Below are 7,244 nucleotides of genomic sequence, written 5' to 3'. Positions count from 1 at the left end.
GCATCTAAGTGCGAAACTCACCCCAAGATGAGACATCCCTTTAAGGGCCGTGGGAGACGACCACGTCGATAGGCGGCAGGTGTAAAGGTAGAGATACCATAGCCGAGCCGTACTAATTGCCCGAGAACTTTCCAAACAAGGCGCCCCCCAAGGCGCGTACCCTAGCCCCCTCTCTTCCCCAGTATCTCAAAGCACCCCCCGACCCCATTAAGCACGTGTAGCGATACCGTGCGGCAGGCAGAGATGCCTCAAGACAATGGTGGCTATGTCGCGGGTGTCCACCTCTTCCCATTCCGAACAGAGAAGTTAAGCCCCGCCGAGCCGATGGTACTGCGGTCACACGCGGGAGAGTAGGTAGCCGCCAACCCCACCTAAGGCGCCCCCCTTCAGCAATGGAGGGGGGCGTTCTGCGTTTACAGGGATCACAGGGGGAGGGGAAGTCAATGTCCTTTGGCTGTGCCTTATGCCCTGCGGCCCACAGGCTTCCCGCTGGGAGGAACTCTTTATTATAGGTGGGCAGCATATGGCTTGATAGTAAGGTCAATCTTTAGCTCTCATTGTTAAATAAATATTAAGAATAGAAAGTTATATAAGGAACAGAAAGCCCTGCTCTTCTAATCAGAAGAGCAGGGCTTTCTTTGTTAGCGTTTATTTATGTTTATGCAGGTAACTGTTAAGCCTCGTTTACGACCTGTTTTGGCCAAACTGATGTTAAACTAAGATGGCTTTATAGAGTATTTAACGGAACCTACATTACCCTTTAATACTCTATAAGAGTTTCCTTCTGAATAGATTGATAACACAAAAGCAAAGAGGCGCATCAAATTTGATGCGCCTCTTTGCTTTTGATACAGTATAATTTTGGTCATTCAGGGCTTCCGCCAGTGACTACCTTTAATAAGGTTTCTTCCTGGAGGTGCTTTCTAGATGCCTCTATCAAATCCTTAGGAGATAGCGCTTGGATGGATTGGAGTAGTTGTGAATAGAAATCAGGCGACAGGCCCAATAAGATGTTTGATCTGTATTTATCCATCTTATCAAACAGGGTTGCATGATCAGACAAGAACTTCCCGTTCAAATGTTTCTTAGCAGTTAAGAATTCCTCTTCAGAGACTTCTTCCTGCATGAGAAGGTTGATTTCCTTTGAAACCTCTTCAAGGGTTTCTTTGATTTTATCTCCCTTAATATCTGTTCCTATAAAGAACAAAGAATCATGCTCCTTGTGGGAGAGAGAGGAATAGATGCCATAGGTAAAGCCCTTATCCTCTCTGATGTTCTTCATCAGCCTGGAGCCAAAGTATCCGCCAAGGATATGATTGGTCAGGTATAAGGCAGGATAATCAGAGTGAGTGGGCCTAATAGTGGAATTACCTACCCTAATGGAGGCTTGCATCTGGTTTGCAGTTTTATTTACCAGTAAACCAGTCTGAGGAGAATTGGCCTTTAATGTTGGATTAATGATTTCAGCGCTTGGTGCTCCCTTTAAATTAGTGGAGATGGCTTCAATTCCGGCTTTGTTTATGTCTCCGGTTATGAATATCTCTGAATTAGAAAGCGTATAAGCTGCCCGGTGGAAACCCATTAGGTCCTGGATAGTTAAAGCTGTGATTTCTTCTTCTGAGATGGAGGAGGCATAAGGATGGTCCTGGCCGTAAACGGCTACGGTAAATGCCTCGGTTGCCAGGTAACTGTTCTTCTGCTTATCCACAGAAAGAGTCTGAATGATTCTTTGCTTCATGAGCGCGAATTCATTCTCCGGGAACGAGGGCTGCAGGATAATCTCAAAGGTAAGCGGCAGCAGAAAGGGAAGGAACTTTGACAAACAATACAAAGTCACGGTAGATCTGTCAAAGCCATGGTTAACTTCTAAGGAGGCTCCATAATAATCCACCATATCCGCAATCTCTTTGGCTGTGTGGAACTGGGTGCCTTCTTTCAGCATTTTGGCGGTGAGCGACGCTACACCTGGTTTGGATTGGAACCACTTACCCGCCTTAAAAACAAATTCAACCCGTACTACAGGTTGAATGTTGTTTTCAAAGATATGAAGTCGGGCTCCTGAAGGGGTGATTTGAACTTCGGGAGCAATAGAAAGATCTGTAGTAAGCTCAGCAATAGCTGGTGCTACTGTACGGTTTATAAGCATAATTTATTGTTCTGCTGGCTCGTCTAATCTGAAATGCAACGAGAAACGGAAAGTTTGGGCTAATGGGTTATTCTGCTCATTAGGGATCATGTAAGCCCCATCAAAGCCAAATTTCTGGTAACGGATACCCAAACCCATGGTAAAGTACTGGCGACCGCCTTTTAACTCATTCTCGAAGAAATAACCAGCACGGGCCGCAAACATGTTGTCGTACCAGTACTCAAGACCGGTAGAAAGGGTGATTTCCTTTAATTCCTCACTTCCGCCCCCTGGAGCATCGGTGAAGGACTTGAAGATACCAGAGAAGACGTTGGTTTGGTCATTGGCCCCAGGATCATCAGACTGAGTGTAAGGCACCAGAAGCTTGTTACCGTCTACCGCCAAAGTAAGTTTGTTGTAGGGGTCAAGTTCCATGGTGAAAGCTGTACCCAGTCTCAGGTTAGTAGGCAAAAAGTCTTTTCTACCAGCTGTGGTGTAAGATATTTTCGCCCCGATGTTGGAGACATTAGCACCTAAGGCCAAATTGTAGTTTTTGCCGCCCAAAGCCAGGTCTTTGGTGTAATACATACCCAAATCAACGGCTACCGAGTTGCCCGGCTGAGATTCTCCAATCACGTTTCCGCCGCCGCCCACATTCACGTTACCAGAAAGGTTAGAGTGGATATAACGGGCCCCAACGCCTAAGCTCAGGTTCTCACTTAATTTCTGGCCATAGGCCAAGCTAATAGCATATTCCTTGGGGTTGAAGTTCTGGATGGCATTACCTGATGCATCAGTGAAGTTGAGCTCCCCTAAGTCAAAGTAAAGGAGGGAGGCTGCCAGCGAAGAGTTTGCCGTTACCTTTTTATGCACCGATAGGTTGCTCAAAGACATGTCATTGACAATCTTGGAAAGCCACGGGGTATATGAGAGTGACACGCCTAAATCATCCTCAATAAAGCCAAGTTTAGCGGAGTTCCAGTAGATGGAGTTAGCATCCGGGGAAATGGCCACCCCGGCATCACCCATACCAGCCGAGCGGGCATCTGGAGTTACAGAAAGGAAAGGCACCGCTGTGGTGATAGGTCTGTACTCGGTGCTCTGGCCAATGGTGGTTTGGGCTGAGGCCGTGAGGCCAGACAAAGTGACTAAAAAGAGACCAAAGATGGTGGATCTGAATAGGGTGCAGTTCATGCGGTAGAGGTTGTGGTATCTGGTAGTATTATTTAAGTAAAACTAGCTTTTCATAGCGAGATGTACTAGCTCCATCCTGACGAGAACGTACATTTACCTTGTATATGTATACGCCCTTGGCTAAAACATCATTGCTGTCATCGCGGCCATCCCAGGTAAGGTCAGAGAAATGGGCATTCCCGTCTCCAAAACCGTGCAGAGATTTAACCAGTTTTCCTGATACGGTAAAAACCTGAATAAGTATATCCAACTCCTCACCCGGACGGTTATGGTCAAAATGGAAAGTGGTTTTACTCAGGAAAGGGTTAGGGATATTGTACACGTGGTCCAAAGCCAGTTTCTCTGAAGAAGCCACAATAAACTCTATTTTGGTAGTGCTGGAGTTGTTGTGCGTGTCCCAGGCTTTGAGGGAAAGCGTATGCGGACCAACAGAAACATCCTTCAGGGAATAACGCACTTTCCCCGATTGGTAGGAATCAACATCAGCGGTATAGAACTCATTCAAGATAATAGGCTCAGATGATTTCTCATCCAGAATGGCGGTGATTTCGTGCCCAATGCCGGCACCCGCCGTGTTAATCCCGTTCTCATCAAATAAATGCGCCAGCAGGGTGGCATCCTTCCCAGTGATTCCTCCAGAGACAAAGGATTCATCGTTCATGAACAGCTCCAGCTGAGGCGGGGTATTGTCTGCCGAAACATCTGAGTTGGCACCTCCCACGGGCACGATGGTGGCACCCAATCCGTCTATGGAAGAAGAGGAGGCATACAGGTGAATACTGCCCTCGCCAAACTGGTAGTTGATGTCTTTAGGGATGACCAGGGAAACCTCAAAAATGCCGTTTTTCACCGTGGCTAAACCGTCATACAAAACGTTGCTGCGATTCATTACCTGGCGTTTGGCGTTCTGATCACCAAGTGTGGTAAGCGTGGCCCGTTTGTCATAGACAGTAATATGGACCTGACCCTGAAAATCAGCGGCGACTTGTTGCTGGCTGTTCCGCACGAAACCTTCCAGTACTACTTTAGACAGGGCCTTAAGCGTATCTGAGGCAGCCGCGTTGAAGGGTTTACCATTTAACTTGGAAAGCACCACTTCCATCTTAGGGTAAGCCAGCCGCATGGCAGGGTCTCCCAGTAAGGCAAAATTTCGGTTGTTCACGCCAAAGAGACTCGCGTTCTTAGTCTTATTTGTGAGTACCCCCAAAGTAGGCAAGGAACCATTGGAAAGCGGCGTAAACAGGAAGTTGAAGAAGTTGGTGTTCAGGGCCCGGTTGCCGTCTGAGTACACGGGGCGCGTAGTAGTCAGCAAGCCAATGGCGCCGCCTTCTGGGTGGAATAAAGCAGTCTCTGCGCCCGAATTCCGTCTTGGGTCATCATAGCGGCCAATCTCGCAGGTAGCGGTCAAAAAGAATGTGAGCTTGTTGGCGTTCTTCCAGGTCTGAATCTCATTGATGGTCAGGATCTGCTCATCGGCGAGGCTTATGGCGTTGCCGTGGCCCGTGTAATTGGTGACCAATGCGCCTTTCTCAATGGCCTCACGCAGGGCCTGATTTGTCTCCGGGGAGCGCTGGCCATTAGGCACTGAGATCTGCGGATACAGGTCAAGGTAAATCTTTTGGGGCAGGTACCCAGGATATTTGCGCTCCACAAACTCAGCCAGATAATCAGCATCGTTTAAGTGCTCGTTGGAGTCCCCGTCATCTGCCAGGAAAATAAGGCGTTTCCGCCAGTTGCCTAATGTCTGGTCGCTTTCATACCGGATGATCTTGTCAATCATCAGATCGGCCTCAATAGAGGTTTTTACCGGCAAGCGGCCAATCCCTACATCCAGCAGGTGGGCAAAAGAGAAATCAGTCTCAGACCATTCGCCTTCCTCGTCATCCAGAAACCCGATGTAGTCATCTGAGGAGTAGGAGGTGATGGGGTCCAGCGACTGGCGTGATTCGTAAATGGGAATAAAGTTGGTGTTCTGCTGGATTCTTTTCTTAGGGTCAAAGGAGGCATCCCCCAGCAAGGCCACCTGGATAAGGTCATCTCCCTGTTTGGTGCTGCGCTCATACAGCATCTTCAGAAAGTCGCGGAGCGCGGTGATGTCCTGTTTGCCCGAGGAGAATTCTTCGTAGATTCTTGGCAGTTCAATAACCTCTACCTGCAGTCCTGTCTGGGTGCGCCGGTGATTTGCCAGTCGCTGTGCCTGGGCTATGAAACCACCAGGTGTGATGATAACCAAATCTACCTTACCATCCAGATTAAGGCTGTGCAGGTTTTGGTTGGCTACTTTGCCCAAGAAATTGGGGGTGGGGAAGGCAGAGCCCTGAAAGGCGATGTACTCACGGATTTGCTGGCTGTTGGCCGAGAAGCGGGCTGTTCCGTTGCCTATGGAAAGCGCTTGTTTTACCGGTTTCAGCGGATCTGTCACATCCCACACCTGCGCATCGGCAGCTGTCATGCCGCCAACCAGGAAAGTGGTCACGGCGTTCTGCTTGCTGGCCAAAGACCGGAAATTGGTCTGGTTCCCGTAAAGCTTCAACTGCCGCAGCGCTGATAAAGTAAAATAATTGAGATAGCCTGCCGCCGACGAGCTGCTGCCCGGTTGGTAGGTATATGCCACGTTCAACTCATTGGTGTAAGAGAGAGAACTGAGCGGGGGCGAGAAATACAGCACATGGTTTACGCCCTCGGGGTGGTAATTGTAAGAGCCGCGGCCGAAGATAGAGTGGGTGCCCAGACTAGTGTTATTCAACCTTACGGAGAAAGAACTGCTCTCAGGGGAGTTGGCCATCACCGCCGAGGTAAGCCAAACGGTGCTGTTGGACACCAGATCAGAGGCCGGAATAGCGAAGTTCTGCTGGGTGGTAAAGGAATTGAACTCCTCGCCGTACCACTCGCGGCCCGAGTTGACCATGTTGCGGAGGTCCACTTCATGAAACCAGTGCTCGTCATAGGCATTGACTTCGGGGAAAGAACCGGGCACCGAGGCCTGCTGGCTTACCCTGAGTCCGGCGGAAGAACCAACGGTTAGGTAATAGTAAGTGGTATCTGTGTACAGGTTGAGGGAGTGCACAAACGGCGTCTGGCCGGTAACAAGGTTCTCTGACCAGGTGTGCGGGCCCTGCCCGTAGAAAAGAAGATAGTCGTTGTTGTCAAAGGAGCCGTCCTGCTCGCCTTCCACCCAGATAGCGTTCTCCACTAAATCATCATGGCGGGGGGCGGAGTTGGCCTGAGGCAGCATTCCCCCGCCATTCCCATACAGGCGCAGATTGCGCGGGTTCAGGTTCTGGAGGTTCACGCCCATGGCCTGCAGCGCGGCCCTGTCCAGCTTGTACATGCCGCTGGCGGGCACCCCGATTTTAAACCAATCGCCGGAGGCCAAAACGGAGCGAGAGGCATACGTACGGCGGACTGGGGTTTGACCGGGAGCTTTTCTGAGGTTGTTGCTTGAAGTGTAGCGATAACTGAACTTGAGCAGTTTCTCCACCACACCGGTCTGCGGATTCAGCCGGAATGGCTGAAAGGAGACCACTGAGTGCGGGACCCGGTTGGCCGTTCCCGCACTAATGGAAGTCTGTATTTCAGTTTTGAGGCTCTTTTTGGAAAAAGCGCGTGATTCTGCCTCGGTCAGCGGGCCAAACTCCAGCGAGGTGAACTCAAAGGAGGTGACCTTGGCGTTGGGGATAGACAGCAGATAGAAAGGAATCTCTTCGCGGTTCAGGAAAGCCGCTTCTTCAAAAACCGGCAGGGCATCAGAAGCCGTAGTCCCCACGGGCGGAGGACCAGCCGGAGCCGTGCGCCAGGAAATGGTCCGCGTGTCCTGGGTTTGGGCCCAGGCAGAAACGGCAGCCATCCAGAAGCCTGCGGCAAAAAGGAACTTTCTTACAAGATGCATGTACGCGGGTAAAATAATTACTCCGCAACACAGTCC

3 protein-coding genes and 2 rRNA genes are annotated in these 7,244 nt (G+C 50.0%); 2 read left to right on the top strand and 3 right to left on the bottom strand.

Annotation, left to right across the window (positions count from 1 at the left end; all coding sequences use genetic code 11):
• Positions 1–137: ribosomal RNA gene (locus tag J3P34_RS05515) — 23S ribosomal RNA — on the top strand; the annotation flags it as partial.
• Between the two features lie 118 nt (positions 138–255).
• A 5S ribosomal RNA gene (rrf, locus tag J3P34_RS05510) occupies positions 256–367 on the top strand.
• Positions 368–865: 498 nt separating this feature from the next.
• On the opposite strand, the gene J3P34_RS05505 is transcribed toward rrf, so the two are convergent.
• The 3 genes from J3P34_RS05505 to porU are packed head-to-tail and all read right to left on the bottom strand — an operon-like array spanning position 866 to position 7,208.
• Positions 866–2,146, bottom strand: coding sequence for a M16 family metallopeptidase (locus J3P34_RS05505; RefSeq protein WP_210486849.1), 1,281 nt, complete (start codon positions 2,144–2,146; stop codon positions 866–868).
• A 3-nt stretch (positions 2,147–2,149) separates the two neighbouring features.
• Positions 2,150–3,319: a type IX secretion system outer membrane channel protein PorV gene (gene porV / locus J3P34_RS05500; protein ID WP_210466764.1), complete on the bottom strand. Its 1,170-nt coding sequence runs from the start codon at positions 3,317–3,319 to the stop codon at positions 2,150–2,152.
• A gap of 28 nt (positions 3,320–3,347) precedes the next feature.
• Positions 3,348–7,208 carry a type IX secretion system sortase PorU gene (gene porU, locus J3P34_RS05495; protein ID WP_210486847.1) on the bottom strand — a complete coding sequence of 1,287 codons (3,861 nt, stop codon included), beginning with the start codon at positions 7,206–7,208 and terminating at the stop codon, positions 3,348–3,350.
• Positions 7,209–7,244: the final 36 nt, after the last annotated feature.

The organism is Rufibacter aurantiacus, assembly GCF_017916345.1.
GTDB lineage: Bacteria > Bacteroidota > Bacteroidia > Cytophagales > Hymenobacteraceae > Nibribacter > Nibribacter roseolus.
This window is presented reverse-complemented; position numbering and strand designations above follow the sequence as displayed.

Bases quoted from the DNA above. Each gene is read 5' to 3' on its own strand.
- J3P34_RS05505 (WP_210486849.1), bottom strand. From the start codon at position 2,146: ATGCTTATAAACCGTACAGTAGCACCAGCTATTGCTGAGCTTACTACA.
- porV (WP_210466764.1), bottom strand. From the start codon at position 3,319: ATGAACTGCACCCTATTCAGATCCACCATCTTTGGTCTCTTTTTAGTC.
- porU (WP_210486847.1), bottom strand. From the start codon at position 7,208: ATGCATCTTGTAAGAAAGTTCCTTTTTGCCGCAGGCTTCTGGATGGCT.